Raw genomic sequence first — 15,134 nt, 5'->3', positions numbered from 1 at the left:
GGGGAGGTGTTCTATACTCTGGCCGGTGTCTGGGCACTGGCCATTCTGGTTGTCTTCATATTGGCGATCCGGTTGAGCTACCGCATCGAGGCGCGCTCGTCGGATCTCGCCAACCGCAGCGGCTTCCCGCGCAAGGCGATGATGTTCCACACCATCACCAATATGAAAGTCGCACGGGACGAGGAGACGCAAGCCATGCGCCGGCGCATGAACGGATTGCTGCTGATCGTTCTCGCCGGGTTCGCGATTATGGCGGCAGGCTTGCATCTGGTTCGGGCAGGGGGATGATCTCGTGACCCTGCTGGATCATTTGCGCCGCATGGCCGGAAACAATCTCTGGTCGAACGACCGGCTCTATCGTGCCGTCGTGGCGCTCAAGCCCGGTGAGTTCGAGGCTGAGCGCATCAGCTTTTTCCCGTCGATCAAGGCAACACTCAACCACATTCTGGCGGTCGATCATCTCTATCTCGATTTTCTCGAAGAGGGCGGCGTCGGCGCAGCGGCCCATGATGATTTCGTGCCTTTCGACGAACCACAGGCGCTGTTTGCCGCCCGAGTCGCGGCCGACCGGCGGCTGATCGCCTTCTGCGACAAGCTGTCGGAGGCCGATCTCGACCGCCGCGTCATCACCGACCGGCGCGAGGACGGCATGATCCCGGAAAAGATTGGCGACATCCTCGCCCATGTCTTCCTGCACGACATCCATCATCGCGGCCAGGTGCACGCCATGCTGTCCGGCACCTCGGTCGCGCCGCCGCAACTCGACGAGTTCCTGCTCGATTATGACATCAAGCTCAGGCGAGCCGAGGTCGAGCGGCTGGGGTTGTGAGCCATCATTTCTGATATTCAGCCCACTCCGCGCCGAGATCGTCAAAATCTTCCGCGATACTGACGCTACCTCTTAAGGCTCCAATCCGGGGCAAAAAGCCTTTCGTGGCCGGTGACACGAGCCTTGCAACAATTTTCCCACCGCGCGTGAGCGCAATATCCTCACCGGCCTCCGCACGCCTGACGAGTTCCGATAATTTGGCTTTGGCTTCCGCGATGGATATGTTCATGGCTGGGACCGGTTATAACCCAAAATACGTCATAACCGGTCGAGCCGTAAGCGACTTGTTTAGCTTCAGGCCGCCTTGCCGTCCATCTTGATCACGCCGCGCTTGATCTGGTCCTGCTCAATCGATTCGAACAGCGCGCGGAAATTGCCCTCGCCAAAGCCTTCGTCACCCTTCCTCTGGATGAATTCGAAGAAGATCGGCCCGATCACGGTTTTGGAGAAGATCTGCAGCAGGATTTTGGTCATGCCGCCATCGACCACGCCTTCGCCGTCGATGAGGATGCCGTGCTTCTTCATCCGCTCGATAGGCTCGTCATGGCCGTTCACCCGGTCATAGGACATGTCGTAATAGGTTTCCGGCGGGCCGGGCATGAACTTTAGGCCGTTGGCGGCCAGCTTGTCGGTGGCGGCATAGATCTCGTCGGTACCGACCGCAATGTGCTGGATACCCTCGCCATTGTACTTCTTCAGATACTCGGCGATCTGGCTGGTCTCGTCCTTGGATTCGTTCAGCGGAATACGGATCTTGCCGCAAGGCGAGGTGATGGCGCGGCTGACCAGGCCGGTGATCTTGCCGTCGATGTCGAAGAAATGGATCTGCTTGAAGCCGAACAGCTCGCGGTAGAAATCCCACCATTTGTCCATCTGGCCGCGATAGACATTGTGGGTCAGGTGGTCGAGGAAATAGAAGCCGACACCTAGCGGCCGCGGATCGCGCGCGCCCAGCCACTCGAACTCGGCGTCATAGGCCGAGCCCTTCTGGCCATAGGTATCGATGAAATAGAGCAGCGAGCCGCCGATGCCTGATATCGCCGGCACGTCGAGCGCCTTGTCGTCGCCTTCGTAAGGCGTTGCACCCTTGGCAACGGCGTGGTCGAAAGCATGCTTGGCATCGACCACCCGCCAGGCCATCGAGGCAGCGCAGGGGCCGTGCTTGTCGGCGAACTTCATCGCATGCGAGCCCGGCTCGGCATTGACGACATAGTTGATGTCGCCCTGGCGCCAGACGGTGATTTCTTTGGTGCGATGCCTGGCCACCGCCACATAGCCCATGCGGGCGAACAGCTCGGCCAGCTTCTGCGGTTCCGGATGTGCGAATTCGACGAACTCGAAACCATCGGTGCCGGCAGGATTGTCCTCGCTGATCGTGGCGGGCGGTGCGTCGTGCGGGAAGGGACCCATGATATTCCTCCAAAAAACTGGCTTGGCCAGAAAAGGCCATCTCACGCCATCATAGCGCGGAGCCGGCGCATGGTGCTTGCATTCAAATGCTTGAAATGATGATGTCATGCGTGAAGCATGCATGATGAGAGACAAAAGCATGGATGAGACGCGCATTGATCAGTTCGACCGCAAGATAATGGCGCTGCTGCAGGGCGACGCGCGGCTGACCAACAATGACCTTTCGGAGCGGGTGAACCTGTCGGCATCGCAATGCTCGCGCCGTCGCCAGCGGCTCGAGGAGGACGGTTTCATCAAGGGCTATCGCGCCGTGCTCGACCGCGACAAGCTCGGCTTCTCGCTGGTCAACGTCATCTCGGTAACGCTTGCCACCCACAACCGCGACAACGCCAAGCGCTTCGGCGAACTGGTGGCGCGGCTGCCGGAGGTGCAGGAGGCGCACGCGCTGACCGGCGAGATGGATTATATCCTGAAGGTGGTGACGCCCGACCTCAAATCACTGTCGGAATTCGTCAACGGCGTGCTTCTGCCGCATGAATCGGTCCAGCATGTAAAGACGGCTATCGTGCTCGAAACGCTCAAGGAAACCGGCGCGCTGCCGATTTAACTCTTCGACTGCTGGATAAGCCCGTACAGATTGGTGCAGCGCGCACCCGAGCGGCAATAGGCAAACACCGGGCCTTCGAGCGCGTCCAGCGCCTCGGCCTGGTCCTCTACATTCTCGGCGGTGATCTGGCCGCTGATCACAGGGATGTAGCGGAAGGCGAGGCCGGCGGCTTCGACCGCCGAGCCGATGCTTTTGGCCGAAGGCTGGCCGGGCTGTTCGTCATCCGGCCGGTTGCAGATGACGCTCTTGAAGCCGGCTTCCTTGATGGCGGCGACATCTTCGGGCTGGATCTGGCCAGAGACCGAATAATCCTCGCTGATTTCGCGGTATTCCATGGCTGCATCCTCGCAATTTTGATTTGGCGAGAAGTCTTGCCACTCTCCAGCGGAACCGGCAACACCCGTCAGGTAAAATCCGGCCGGGCTTGTCTTGGCCCGACCGGATGGAATGAGACGATCAGCTTCCCAGGATGGCGCCTTTGATCTGGCGGATGTTGTTGTGCATCATGTCGATATAGGTCGAGCCGGGGCCATCGGGCTGCGACAGTGCATCCGAATAGAGCGTGCCGCCCACCTTGATGCCGGTCTCGCTGGCGATCTGCTCGATCAGGCGCGGGTTGGTGATGTTTTCGACGAAGATCGCGGCGGCCTTGTCCTGCCTGACCTGCTCGACCAGCTTGGCGACGTCGGCGGCCGATGGTTCGGAATCGGTCGAGATGCCTTGCGGGGCAAGGAAGGTGAGGCCGTATTCGTGCTCGAAATAACCGAAGGCGTCATGCGAGGTGATGACGACGCGCTTGGCCTCGGGGATCGACTGGATCGCCGCCTTCACTTCGCCTTCCAGCACATTGAGCTTCTTTGTGTAGGCGGCGGCATTGGTCTGGTAGCTGACGCAGCCCTCGCTGTCGGCTGCGCAGAACGCCTCGGCGATGTTCTTCACATAGATCTTGGCATTGGCGATCGACTGGAAGGCGTGCGGGTCGGTGACGGTCTTGCCGCCGCCGGTGCCGGCACCCTCGGCCGCATCGGCGTCGGCGAATTCAGGCTTGAAATCGATCGGCGTTACGCCATTGGTCAAGGTGATGATCGAGGCCTTGGTGGCGCTGGCATCGACCAGCCGCTGCAGGAAGCCTTCGAAATGCAGGCCGTTGACCAGCACGATATCGGCCTTGGCCATGGCGACCGCGTCGGCCGGGCTCGGCTCATAGACATGGGCATCGCCGTCCGGCCCGACGATGGTGGTGATGTCGACACGGTCGCCGCCGACATTTTTGGCAAAGTCGGCAATGACCGTGAAGCTGGCGACCACCTTCAGCGGTGCCGCGAGGGCCGACGATGCACCAAAGGCAGTTAATGTTATAACGCTCATCGTCAGGGCGGCACGGATGTATTTCAGCATAAGCGGAGGTCTCTTTCTATGAGATCAGGCCGTTCTGTGACGGTGATGGATGATGCGGGCGCGCAGGATGCCGCGCGTGCCAAGCAGGATCGAAGCGAAGTAGACGACGCCGGCCGACAGGATGATGGCCGGACCGGACGGCAGCGAGGCGTGATAGGACAACAGCAGCCCTGCGATGCAGGAGGCAAAGCCGATCAGTACGGCCAGCACGCACATCGGCTCGACGCGCACGGTCCAGAAGCGGGCGGCTGCTGCCGGCAACATCATCAGTCCGACCGACAGAAGCGTGCCGAGCGCCTGGAAGCCGCCGACGAGATTGAGCACGACGAGGCCAAGGAAGATGAAATGCACCGGGCTGCCCATCTTGCTGACCGAACGCAGGAACAGCGGATCGAGGCACTCGGCGACCAGCGCCCGCCAGAAGATGGCGAGACTGACCAGCGTCACCGCGACGATGCCGCCGATCAGGATCAGCGCCTCGTTGTTGAGCGCCAGCACGGTGCCGAACAGCACATGCATGAGATCGACGCTGGAGCCGCGGATCGACACCATCAGCACGCCGATGGCGAGCGAAATCAGGTAGAAGGCCGCCATCGAGGCGTCCTCACGCTGGATGGTGAAGCGCGAGACGGCACCGGCGCCGAGCGCCACGACGATGCCGGCAAGCAGCCCGCCAATGGTCATCGGGAGGATTTCGAGGCCGTAGAACAGGAAGCCGGCGGCTGCACCCGGCAGGATGGCATGCGCCATGGCGTCACCCGATAGGCTCATGCGCCTCAGCATCAGGAAGACGCCGATCGGGCAGGCGCCGAGCGACAGCATCAGCGACCCGAACAGCGCCCGCTGCATGAAGCCGAAATCGGCGAAGGGCGCAATGAAAAGACCGTAGAGCGTGTCCATCAGGCAGCCCTCGGTCCCGCGCCGTGATGATGATCGTGATCATGCCCATGAGCATGGTCGTGATCGTGCGCAAGGCCATGAGCATGCTCGTCCGGTTCGCACCAGGGCGCGTTTTCTTCCCAGGCTTCGTGAAAACGGCGGGCGCGCAACAGGTTTTCCGACTTCAGCGTTTCCCTGGTTTCGCCCCAGGCGATCGGCTGGCGGGCCAAAAGCAGGGTTTCAGGGAAATTCTGACGGACCAGATCGAGATCATGGACGACGACCATGATGGTGCGCTCCTCGCCATGCCAGCGCTTGATCAGGGCGATGAGGTCGCCAACCGTCTTGGCATCGACGGCGTTGAATGGTTCGTCGAGCAGGATGAGGTCGGCATCCTGCAACAGCACGCGAGCAAACAGCGTACGCTGCAACTGGCCGCCAGACAGCGTATCGATCGGCCGCTTCTCGAAGCCACCAAGGCCGACCGCCATTAGCGCATGGCTGACCGACTCGCGATCTTCCTTGGTGTAGCGGCCAAGCATGCCGCGTTTCGGCCACAGGCCGAGCGAAACCAGATCGACGACGCGGGCAGGAAAGGAACGGTCGAGCTCCGATTGCTGCGGCAGGTAGGCGGCACGCACGCCAGGTGCGCGAACAACCTCGCCAGCCATCGGCTTCAGCACCCCGACTATACCCTTCATCAGCGTCGATTTTCCGGAGCCGTTGGCGCCGACCACGGCAGTCAGCGACCCCTTGCGGATCGTTCCGTCGAGATGATGGATCGCCGGGTGGCTGCTGTAGCCCAGCGTCAGGTCACGGAATGTCAGGCAGGTCTGGGTCATGTCGTTCCGTGAAGCAGCGAAACCCCGCTGCCGGCAGGGGACCGATTGGATATGTGATGTTATTACATTAGTCAACAAGCCAATCCGGCGGAATTGCGGCCGGCGGCTCAACTTGCCGTGAGTCTCCTGCGCACTGGTCCAAGGGGATTTGGCCCGGGCGGCCTTGCCCGAAGCCCACGCCAACTCTAAACAGTCGCCACCCATAACAGGAAGGAACCTCCCATGAGCATTCGTCGCATCGATGTTGGCCCGCGCATGAGCCAGATCGTCATCCACGGCAACACCGTCTATCTGGCCGGTCAGGTCGGCCAACCCAGCGGCAACGTCGCCTCGCAGACCCGCGATATCCTGGCGACCATCGACGAATTGCTGGCCAAGGCCGGCACCGACAAGACCAAGATCGTTCAGGCGATCATCTGGCTGGCCGACATGGGCACCTTCGCCGAGATGAATTCGGAATGGGACAAGTGGGTGCCGCAGGGCCACACCCCCGCCCGCGCCACCGGCGAAGCCAAGCTCGCCGGCCCGGAATATCTGGTCGAGATTATTGTCACGGCGGCGATTTAAGCGAGCGGTGAAGCTGCCAATCTCCCCCCTCGTGGGGGAGATCACTCACCCCTGCGACGGCGTGAACCTTGCCACCAGCGTGTGGCTTTCCGCCGGATAGACAAACCGGACATGGGTGACCGGGTGTTCCGCGCTCCAGGTGCGGCGCTCGACCACCAGGCAAGGCGCGCCGGGATCGATGTCGAGCGCGTCGGCGACAACCTCATCGGCGGCCATGGCACGGATCCGGTGTTCGGCCGCGCTCCACGGCACGCGGCCTATCAACCAGGGTCCGGCGGCGATTTCCAGAAATTCTTCGTCTCCGGCTTCCGGAACCGCCGAAAGATTGATCAGGCGCTGCTCGAGTGCGAATGGCTGCTCGCCGGCAAAATGCAAACCCTCAACCCATAGCAGCGACCCTGCGGCGGAGAGCCCGAGCAGCGCCCTGTCGTCCGCGTTGCTGCGCCGCTTCAGGCGCTCCAGCCGCTCGTAACGATAGGGTAGGCCAAGCGCTTCGACCTCGATCCTGATGTCATGAAGTTCCAGCACCGCTGCCTGCGACTGCGGCTGCCGGACAAAGCTGCCTGAGCGGCGGCGGCGTTCGATCAGCCCGGCCTTGGCCAGTTGCGACAGGGCCTTGTTCACCGTCATGCGCGAGCAATTGTACTCGGTCGTCAGCTCGTGCTCGAACGGAATGCGATGACCGGGTGCCCAGGCGCCGGACAGGATCTTCTCGCTGATGTCGGACAGGATGCGCTGGTGCAGCGAACCGCCGCTGTCAGCATCAACTGTCTCGACCGTGCTCATGCCGACAACGCCGTCATCACACTGCGAAACCGATCGCCGATGGCTTCGCGCCTTGAATGCCGGCCGCCGCTGACCTGTTTCTGCCCATGCACCCAGACGCAGTCGACCTTGCTGCCATTGGCGAAGATCCAGGCGTCGAGGATTGCGTCGCCGGTCTTGCCGGCCAGCGAGGGGGTCTTGGCGTCGAGCGAGACGAGATCGGCGGCAGCGCCGGCAGCGATCTGCGAGGCGCCGGCGCCAAGCGCGACGCTGCCGCCGTCAAGTGCTGCATCAAACAGCGCTCGCCCGGTTGAGCCGCCGGCCACGGCAAGCACATTGCGGGCGCGGTGGGCGAGGCGTTGCGAATACTCGAGCTGGCGCAATTCGTCGGGCAGGCCGATCAGTACATTGGAATCGGAGCCGACACCGAAGCGGCCGCCATGCTCCCCGAACAATGGCGCGGCAAATGTGCCGTCACCGAGATTGGCCTCGGTGATCGGGCAAAGGCCCGCGATAGCGCCGCTCTTGGCCATGCCGATGGTTTCGGCATCGGTCATATGGGTGGCATGGATCAGGCACCAGCGCTGGTCGACATCGGCAGCGCCAAGCAGAAATTCCACGGGCCGCGCGCCGGACCAGGCAAGGCAGTCCTCGACTTCCTTCACCTGTTCGGCGACATGGATGTGGATCGGCCCATTTGGCGCCAAAGCAGCGATTTGGGTCAGTTCGTCCGGTGTCGCCGCACGCAAACTGTGCGGCGCGACGCCGACGACAGCTTGATTCAAGGCACGAACCAATTCGCGGCTCTTCTCAACAAGCCGGGAGAACCGATTCACATCGTTGATGAATCGCCTTTGTCCTTCGTTCGGCGCGGCGCCGCCGAAGGAGGAGTGCGCATAAAACACCGGCAGCAGCGTCAGGCCGATACCCGTTTCGCCCGCGGCGGCGGCGATACGCTCGGCCATCTCGGCGAGATTGGCATAGGGCTTTCCGTCGCGGTCGTGGTGCAAATAGTGAAATTCGCCAACGCGCGAAAAACCAGCCTCCAGCATCTCGACATAGAGCTGCGCGGCAACCGCCTCGACTTGATCGGGCGTCATCGACAGCGCGAAGCGGTACATCACCTCACGCCAGCTCCAGAAACTGTCGGCGGAGGGGCCGCGAAGCTCGGCAAGCCCGGCCATGCCGCGCTGGAAGGCGTGGCTGTGCAGATTGGGCATGCCCGGCACGAGAATGGCGTGGCGCTCGTCGCCGGCCTGCGGAGCTGCGCCTGCTTCGACGGTGGCGATGCGCCCTCCATCCAGCGCAATCCTGACATTGCCTTGCCAGCCCTCGGGCAGCAGCGCCTGTTCCGCAAAGATCGCCGTCACTTCCGCCTCCAAATCTGCATGCCAAGGCGACGATACCACTTGCGTCGCGTTTCAATATGTATATACATAATCGCCATCCTTTCAAATGGAAAAGATGATGGTTGGAGCAAACGGGAAGAGCGGCTTTCGTCTGTGGCGCAATGCGCGGCTGGCGACCATGGCTGGCGGCACGGCTGGCCTCGGCGTCGTCGAGAAGGGCGCAATTGCTGCCCGCGACGGGCTTATCGTCTATGCCGGCGCCGAAGCTGAGATGCCGGCTTCGCTTGGGCAGGGCGCCGAGACCATCGATTGCGAGGGCCGCTGGATCATGCCCGGCCTGATCGACTGCCACACCCATCTTGTCTATGCCGGCAACCGCGCCAACGAATTCGAGATGCGGCTGGCCGGCGCCACCTATGAAGAAGTGGCCCGCGCCGGCGGCGGTATTGTTTCATCGGTCAAGTCGCTGCGCGCGGCAAGCGAGGATGAGCTCGTTGCCCAGACGCTGCCGCGCCTCGATGCGCTGATGGCGGAAGGCGTCACGACTGTCGAAGTCAAATCGGGCTACGGCCTCGATCTCGACAATGAGAAGAAGTCTCTGCGCGCCGCCCGCCGGCTTGCGAATGAGCGCCCCGTCACCGTCCGCACGACGTGCCTCGCCGCACACGCACTGCCGCCCGAAGCCAAGGGTGACAAGGACGCTTTTATCGATTTGGTCGCCAAGCAGATCGTTCCAGCGGTTGCCGCCGACGGACTGGCCGATGCGGTCGACGGTTTTTGCGAAGGCATAGCCTTCTCCCCTGAGCAGATGGCGCGCGTTTTCGATGCCGCCAAGGCCTTGGGCCTGCCGGTCAAGCTTCACGCCGACCAACTGTCCAACCTGCACGGGGCAGCGCTTGCTGCCAGCTATGGCGCGCTGTCCGCCGACCATCTCGAATATACGGACGAGGCGGGCGCTGCCGCGATGGCGAAGGCCGGGACGGTGGCGACCATCCTGCCCGGCGCGTATTACTTCATCCGCGAAACCAAGAAGCCGCCTGTCGACCTGTTCCGCCGTCATGGCGTCAAGATGGCGGTGGCGACGGACAGCAATCCCGGCACTTCGCCGCTCACCTCGCTGTTGCTCACCATGAATATGGCCGCGACGCTCTTTGGCTTGACCGTCGATGAATGCCTCGCCGGCGTCACCCGCGAGGCCGCGCGAGCCCTCGGCCTTCTCGACAAGGCCGGCACACTGGAAGCCGGAAAATCCGCCGATCTGGCGATCTGGGACATCGAGCGTCCCGCCGAACTCGTTTACCGCATGGGCTTCAACCCGCTCCATGCCCGCATCTGGAGAGGACAATGACCGAACTGACCCTGAAGCCCGGCAATGCGACACTGGCTGACTGGCGCGCCATCTACCGTGGCGCCGTGCCGAAGCTGGATGATGCCTGCCGCCCAAAGATCAAGGCAAGCGCCGAGGCTGTCGCCAGGATCGTTGCCAAGGGTGAGCCGGTCTACGGCATCAACACCGGTTTCGGCAAACTCGCCAGCGTGCGCATCCCGGCCGAGGATCTCGAGACCTTGCAGCGCAACATCGTGCTGTCGCATGCGGCCGGGGTCGGCGAGCCGATGCCGGTCGCCATCGCTCGCCTGATGATGGCGCTGAAACTCGCCAGCCTGGCGCAGGGTGCCTCCGGCGTCCGCCCCGAGACGATCGAGCTGCTGGAAGCGATGCTTGCCAACGACGTCATCCCCGTCGTGCCCGCGCAAGGCTCCGTCGGCGCTTCCGGCGACCTTGCCCCGCTGTCACACATGACGGCGGTGATGATCGGCGTCGGCGAATGTTTTACGCCGCATGGCCGCTTCCCGGCCAAGGTCGCTTTCGTCTCGCACGGCCTGGAGCCAGTGACATTGGGCGCCAAGGAAGGTCTGGCGCTGCTCAACGGCACGCAGTTCTCGACCGCCTATGCGCTTGCCGCTTTGTTCGAGGCCGAGGTGCTCTACCAGTCGGCGCTGGTGGCCGGCGCGCTGTCGACCGACGCGGCAAAGGGTTCCGACGCCCCGTTCGATCCGCGTATCCATGTGCTGAGGAAGCATCCCGGCCAGATCGAGACGGCTGACGCGCTGCGCAGTCTGATGGCCGGCAGCGCCATCCGTGAATCACACCGTGTCGGCGACGAGCGCGTGCAGGATCCCTATTGCCTGCGTTGCCAGCCACAGGTCATGGGCGCCGCACTCACCGTGCTGCGTCAGGCGGCGGACACGCTGGGCACGGAGGCCAATGGCGTCACCGACAATCCGCTGATCTTCGCCGAGGACGATACCGCGCTCTCCGGCGGCAATTTCCACGCCGAGCCGGTGGCTTTCGCCGCCGATATGATCGCGCTTGCTGTCTGCGAGATCGGCTCGCTGTCCGAACGCCGCATCGCCATGCTGGTCGACCCTGCGCTGTCCGGCATGCCGGCCTTCCTGACGCCGAAGCCCGGCCTAAACTCCGGCTTCATGATCCCTCAGGTGACGGCGGCGGCACTCGTCTCCGAAAACAAGCAGAAGGCCTATCCGGCCAGCGTCGATTCGATCCCGACGTCGGCCAATCAGGAAGACCACGTTTCGATGGCCGCGCACGGCGCGCGCCGGCTGATCGGCATGGTCGAGAATGCGACGGCTGTGATCGGCATCGAATTGCTGGCCGCCGCGCAAGGGTGCGATTTCCACCAGCCGCTGCCGTCGAGCGATGCGCTGGAGGCCGTGCGCAAGCTGGTCCGGGCCGAAGTGCCGCATCTCGACAATGACCGGCACTTTCATCCCGACATGGAAAAGGCAATCGCCATGGTGCGCAGTGGCGCGACCGTCAGGGCTGCAGGCGCGGTGGCGCTGCCGTCGATTTCGGGAGCGGCGTGATGGCCGCCACACCCTGGCTCACCGTCAGCCAAGGCACGGCACCCCTGCTGGTGTCGATCCCGCACACCGGCATCGACCTTGCCGGCCTCGAAAGTCGGCTGGTCTCGCCCTGGCTCGGCCGCCGCGATTGCGACTGGTGGATCGATAACCTCTATGACTTCGCCGGCAGCCTCGGCGCCACCGTCGTCCACACCGCGATCTCGCGCACCGTCATCGACGTCAACCGCGATCCGTCCGGCGCCTCGCTCTACCCGGGCCAGGCCACGACCGGCCTGTGCCCGACCGAGACATTCGATGGTGATCCGCTCTACCGCGAGGGCGAAGAGCCGGGGCCGTCGGAGGTCGACGAGCGTCGCGAAAAATTCTTCGTGCCGTACCATGCCGCCTTGCAGGCCGAGATCGACCGGCTGCGAGGCCTGCACGACAAGATCGTCCTCTACGATTGCCACTCTATTCGCTCGGTGCTGCCGCGCCTGTTCGAAGGCGCGCTGCCAGTGTTCAACCTAGGCACCAATGACGGCAAGAGCGCTGATCCGAATCTGCAGGCAATGGTCAGCCAGATCATGGCCGAAACCGGCGAAACCTCTGTCGTCAACGGTCGCTTCAAGGGCGGCTGGATCACACGCCATTTTGGCCAACCGCAACAGGGTGTCCACGCCTTGCAGATGGAGCTGTCCAACCGCGGCTACATGCGCGAGACCGAGGAAAAGGGTGAGCCGGACAATTGGCCAGTACCCTATGACGCCGATTTCGCTGCGCCGATACGCGCAACGCTGGAGACCATTCTGAAAACCGCGATTGCCTGGGCGCACGGCTGATCGGCAATTTTTAGGAGGAACGCAATGGCCGTACATGTCAGGACATTCCTTCTCGCCGCTGGGCTGCTTTCAACTGCGATTGTTTCCGCGGCCGCCGCCGAGGTGGCGATGAAGGGTCCGGAAATTCTCGCCGACCTGAAGGGGGCGCGTGTCCAGGGTGACGGCTGGTCCCAGGACTTCGATGACGGCGGCGCCACCAGCTATGCCAGAGGCGAGAGTCACCAGATAGGCCGCTGGGACGTCCGCGGCGATCAGTACTGCTCGCTGTGGCCGCCTTCCGATGCCTGGGCTTGCTACGACATGACCATCGATTCCTCCAATCCTGACCACGAACAAGTCACCTGGATCAGCGCCGAAGGCTCTCGCAGCACCGCGCATCTCATTCGAAAGGGACAATGATGAACAATCCTCGCCACAACATTCGCGAAGTCCGTGCGCCGCGCGGCGACAAGCTCAACGCCCGCTATTGGACGACCGAAGCGCCGCTGCGCATGCTGATGAACAATCTCGACCCCGAGGTTGCCGAAAACCCCAACGAATTGGTCGTCTATGGCGGCATTGGCCGCGCCGCGCGCACCTGGAACGATTTCGACAGCATCGTCGCCTCGCTGAAGACGCTTGGCGAGGACGAGACACTGTTGGTGCAGTCCGGCAAGCCGGTCGGCGTGTTCCGCACGCACGCCGATGCGCCGCGTGTGCTGATCGCCAATTCCAACCTCGTGCCGCACTGGGCGAATTGGGACAAATTCAACGAGCTCGATAAGAAGGGCTTGATGATGTACGGCCAGATGACGGCCGGCTCGTGGATCTACATCGGCACGCAAGGCATCGTGCAGGGCACTTACGAGACCTTCGTCGAAGCCGGCCGCCAGCACTATGGCGGCAACCTCAAGGGCAAATGGATCCTGACCGGCGGCCTCGGCGGCATGGGCGGCGCCCAGCCGCTGGCCGCCGTCATGGCCGGCGCCTGCTGCCTGGCCATCGAATGCAACCCGGATTCGATCGATTTCCGCTTGCGCACCCGCTATGTCGACGAGAAGGCGGAGACGCTCGACGAAGCGATGGAAATGATCGAGCGCTGGACCAAGGCCGGCGAGGCGAAGTCGGTCGGCCTGCTCGGCAATGCGGCTGAGATCGTGCCCGAAATGTTCAGGCGCGGCATCCGCCCCGACATGGTCACCGACCAGACCTCGGCCCACGATCCCATCAACGGCTATCTGCCGAAGGGCTGGACGATGGCCGAGTGGCGCGAGAAGCGCGTCAGCGACCCCAAGGCGGTCGAAAAGGCGGCCCGCGCTTCCATGCGCGAACACGTCGAGGCTATGGTGGCTTTCTGGAACGCCGGCGTGCCGACGCTCGACTATGGCAACAACATCCGCCAAGTCGCCAAGGACGAAGGTTTCGAGAACGCCTTTGCCTTCCCCGGCTTCGTGCCGGCCTATATCCGCCCGCTGTTCTGCCGCGGCATCGGCCCGTTCCGTTGGGCGGCACTCTCCGGCGATCCGGAGGACATCTACAAGACCGACGCCAAGGTGCGCGAACTCACCCCCGGCAACACCCATCTGCACAATTGGCTGGACATGGCGCGCGAGCGCATTGCGTTCCAGGGCCTGCCGGCGCGCATCTGCTGGGTCGGCCTCGGTGACCGCCACCGGCTGGGCCTTGCCTTCAACGAGATGGTGGCCAAGGGCGAACTCAAGGCGCCAGTCGTGATCGGCCGCGATCACCTTGATTCGGGCTCGGTCGCTTCGCCCAATCGTGAGACGGAAGCGATGAAGGACGGTTCCGACGCCGTGTCCGACTGGCCGCTGCTCAACGCGCTGCTCAACACCGCGTCGGGCGCCACCTGGGTGTCGCTGCATCATGGCGGCGGCGTCGGCATGGGCTTCTCGCAGCACGCCGGCATGGTCATCGTTGCCGACGGCACGCCGGACGCCGCAAGGCGGCTGGAGCGGGTGCTGTGGAACGACCCGGCGACCGGCGTCATGCGTCACGCCGATGCCGGCTACGACATCGCCATTGACTGCGCCAGGGAACACCAGCTCAACCTGCCAGGCATTCTCGGGTGAGAAACGTCCGGCCGCAGGCAGGCGAAAAGCCGCAGAATCGGCTTTTCGAGTTTCGAATGCCCGTAGCCATAGCGGAGGGCTAAGCATGCGCATCCTTCGTGCCGCCGACTACCGCGTCATGCCGTGGAAGAACGGCGGCGGTACGACGACCGAGATCGCCGTCTCGCCAGACGGCGCCGGTCTCGACGACTTCGACTGGCGCGTGTCGATGGCGCGCGTCGAGGGTAGCGGGCCGTTCTCCAGCTTTGCCGGCATCGATCGCACGTTGTCGGTGTTGGAAGGCGAGGGGATCGTGCTCGATGTCGCCGGTCAGCCGGCGGCGCGGCTGACACCGGCTTCGGCGCCTTTCTTCTTCGCGGCCGACCTGCCGACCAGCGCCGCCCTGATCGGCGGCGTGATCACCGATCTCAACGTCATGACCCGCCGCGGCCGCACGCTGCATTCGGTCGAACGCCTGGCGATTTCGCGGCCCGTGGAGATCGCAACCGAGGCCGGTTCAACTCTCATCCTTTGTCACAAGGGCGAAGCTGTTTTCCCCGACGCCGGGTCAATTCGCCTTGAGCCGCTCGACACGCTGCTGATCGGGCGGGATGCACCTATCCTGCGGGTTGAGCCCGTTCGGGACACGACTCTGTTCGTCATTCGGATAACCATCGCGGTCTGACGCCTTCGCGCCAACGGTTACCGCCTGTTTCCAAACATGATCGCGCTGCCG

The 15,134-nt window shown here is 63.3% G+C and carries 18 protein-coding genes; 10 read left to right on the top strand and 8 right to left on the bottom strand.

All coding sequences use genetic code 11. The annotated features are described in order from the left end of the window. The first annotated feature begins 6 nt into the window (after positions 1–6). Positions 7–288 (top strand): hypothetical protein, encoded by a 282-nt coding sequence (locus HGP13_RS24715; protein WP_246707111.1) that lies wholly within the window; start codon positions 7–9, stop codon positions 286–288. A gap of 4 nt (positions 289–292) precedes the next feature. After that, positions 293–829 carry a DinB family protein gene (locus tag HGP13_RS24710; RefSeq protein ID WP_172229896.1) on the top strand — a complete coding sequence of 179 codons (537 nt, stop codon included), beginning with the start codon at positions 293–295 and terminating at the stop codon, positions 827–829. 4 nt (positions 830–833) lie between these two features. Here the strand turns inward: HGP13_RS24710 and HGP13_RS24705 are convergent, their stop codons facing one another. Together HGP13_RS24705 and hppD are read right to left on the bottom strand one after the other, a co-directional pair. Then, a complete protein-coding gene (locus HGP13_RS24705) occupies positions 834–1,058 on the bottom strand; it encodes a type II toxin-antitoxin system prevent-host-death family antitoxin (RefSeq protein ID WP_172229893.1) in 225 nt (74 codons plus the stop codon). A gap of 65 nt (positions 1,059–1,123) precedes the next feature. Then, positions 1,124–2,239, bottom strand: coding sequence for a 4-hydroxyphenylpyruvate dioxygenase (gene hppD / locus HGP13_RS24700; RefSeq protein ID WP_172229890.1), 1,116 nt, complete (start codon positions 2,237–2,239; stop codon positions 1,124–1,126). A gap of 139 nt (positions 2,240–2,378) precedes the next feature. On the opposite strand from hppD, the gene HGP13_RS24695 reads away from it, so the two are divergent. Then, positions 2,379–2,846 (top strand): Lrp/AsnC family transcriptional regulator, encoded by a 468-nt coding sequence (locus tag HGP13_RS24695; RefSeq protein WP_172229887.1) that lies wholly within the window; start codon positions 2,379–2,381, stop codon positions 2,844–2,846. Here the strand turns inward: HGP13_RS24695 and HGP13_RS24690 are convergent. From HGP13_RS24690 to aztA, 4 genes are all read right to left on the bottom strand, one after another. Beyond that, positions 2,843–3,181 carry a TIGR01244 family sulfur transferase gene (locus HGP13_RS24690; RefSeq protein ID WP_172229884.1) on the bottom strand — a complete coding sequence of 113 codons (339 nt, stop codon included), beginning with the start codon at positions 3,179–3,181 and terminating at the stop codon, positions 2,843–2,845. The two genes, HGP13_RS24695 and HGP13_RS24690, sit on opposite strands and share 4 nt — an antisense overlap. Positions 3,182–3,302: 121 nt before the next feature. Next, positions 3,303–4,244, bottom strand: a complete 942-nt coding sequence (gene aztC, locus HGP13_RS24685; protein ID WP_172229881.1) for a zinc ABC transporter substrate-binding protein AztC — start codon at positions 4,242–4,244, stop codon at positions 3,303–3,305. Positions 4,245–4,268: 24 nt separating this feature from the next. Then, entirely contained in the window at positions 4,269–5,144 is an 876-nt protein-coding gene (aztB, locus tag HGP13_RS24680) for a zinc ABC transporter permease AztB (RefSeq protein ID WP_172229878.1), read from the bottom strand. Next, a complete protein-coding gene (gene aztA / locus HGP13_RS24675; protein WP_172229875.1) occupies positions 5,144–5,965 on the bottom strand; it encodes a zinc ABC transporter ATP-binding protein AztA in 822 nt (273 codons plus the stop codon). The genes aztB and aztA overlap by 1 nt, the downstream gene beginning before the upstream one ends. 222 nt (positions 5,966–6,187) lie before the next feature. Between aztA and HGP13_RS24670 the strand changes: the two genes are divergently transcribed. Continuing rightward, positions 6,188–6,532 carry a RidA family protein gene (locus HGP13_RS24670; protein ID WP_172229872.1) on the top strand — a complete coding sequence of 115 codons (345 nt, stop codon included), beginning with the start codon at positions 6,188–6,190 and terminating at the stop codon, positions 6,530–6,532. Between the two features lie 45 nt (positions 6,533–6,577). Here the strand turns inward: HGP13_RS24670 and hutC are convergent, their stop codons facing one another. Together hutC and HGP13_RS24660 are read right to left on the bottom strand one after the other, a co-directional pair. Beyond that, complete coding sequence (hutC, locus tag HGP13_RS24665) at positions 6,578–7,318, bottom strand: histidine utilization repressor (RefSeq protein ID WP_172229869.1); 741 nt, start codon at positions 7,316–7,318, stop codon at positions 6,578–6,580. Further along, the gene (locus HGP13_RS24660) at positions 7,315–8,667 is read right to left on the bottom strand and encodes a formimidoylglutamate deiminase (protein WP_172229866.1); all 1,353 of its coding nucleotides are present in this window, start codon (positions 8,665–8,667) and stop codon (positions 7,315–7,317) included. Before HGP13_RS24660 ends, hutC begins: the two co-directional genes overlap by 4 nt. 97 nt (positions 8,668–8,764) lie before the next feature. Here HGP13_RS24660 and hutI point away from each other — a divergent pair, with 97 nt between their 5' ends. The 6 genes from hutI (at position 8,765) to HGP13_RS24630 (ending at position 15,083) form a co-directional block, all read left to right on the top strand. Next, on the top strand, positions 8,765–9,994 hold the full coding sequence (hutI, locus tag HGP13_RS24655) for an imidazolonepropionase (protein ID WP_172229863.1): 1,230 nt from the start codon (positions 8,765–8,767) through the stop codon (positions 9,992–9,994). Then, the gene (gene hutH / locus HGP13_RS24650) at positions 9,991–11,532 is read left to right on the top strand and encodes a histidine ammonia-lyase (protein ID WP_172229860.1); all 1,542 of its coding nucleotides are present in this window, start codon (positions 9,991–9,993) and stop codon (positions 11,530–11,532) included. The genes hutI and hutH overlap by 4 nt, the downstream gene beginning before the upstream one ends. Next, positions 11,532–12,350 (top strand): N-formylglutamate deformylase, encoded by an 819-nt coding sequence (hutG, locus tag HGP13_RS24645; protein WP_172229857.1) that lies wholly within the window; start codon positions 11,532–11,534, stop codon positions 12,348–12,350. Before hutH ends, hutG begins: the two co-directional genes overlap by 1 nt. A 24-nt stretch (positions 12,351–12,374) precedes the next feature. Then, complete coding sequence (locus HGP13_RS24640; RefSeq protein ID WP_172229854.1) at positions 12,375–12,749, top strand: hypothetical protein; 375 nt, start codon at positions 12,375–12,377, stop codon at positions 12,747–12,749. Then, positions 12,749–14,419: a urocanate hydratase gene (gene hutU, locus HGP13_RS24635; protein WP_172234832.1), complete on the top strand. Its 1,671-nt coding sequence runs from the start codon at positions 12,749–12,751 to the stop codon at positions 14,417–14,419. The genes HGP13_RS24640 and hutU overlap by 1 nt, the downstream gene beginning before the upstream one ends. An 85-nt stretch (positions 14,420–14,504) precedes the next feature. Then, entirely contained in the window at positions 14,505–15,083 is a 579-nt protein-coding gene (locus HGP13_RS24630) for a HutD family protein (RefSeq protein WP_172229851.1), read from the top strand. Positions 15,084–15,134: the final 51 nt, after the last annotated feature.

The organism is Mesorhizobium sp. NZP2077 (assembly GCF_013170805.1).
Classification (GTDB): domain Bacteria; phylum Pseudomonadota; class Alphaproteobacteria; order Rhizobiales; family Rhizobiaceae; genus Mesorhizobium.
Note: the sequence above shows the minus strand (reverse complement) of the source record. Positions and strands in the feature narration are given on the sequence as shown.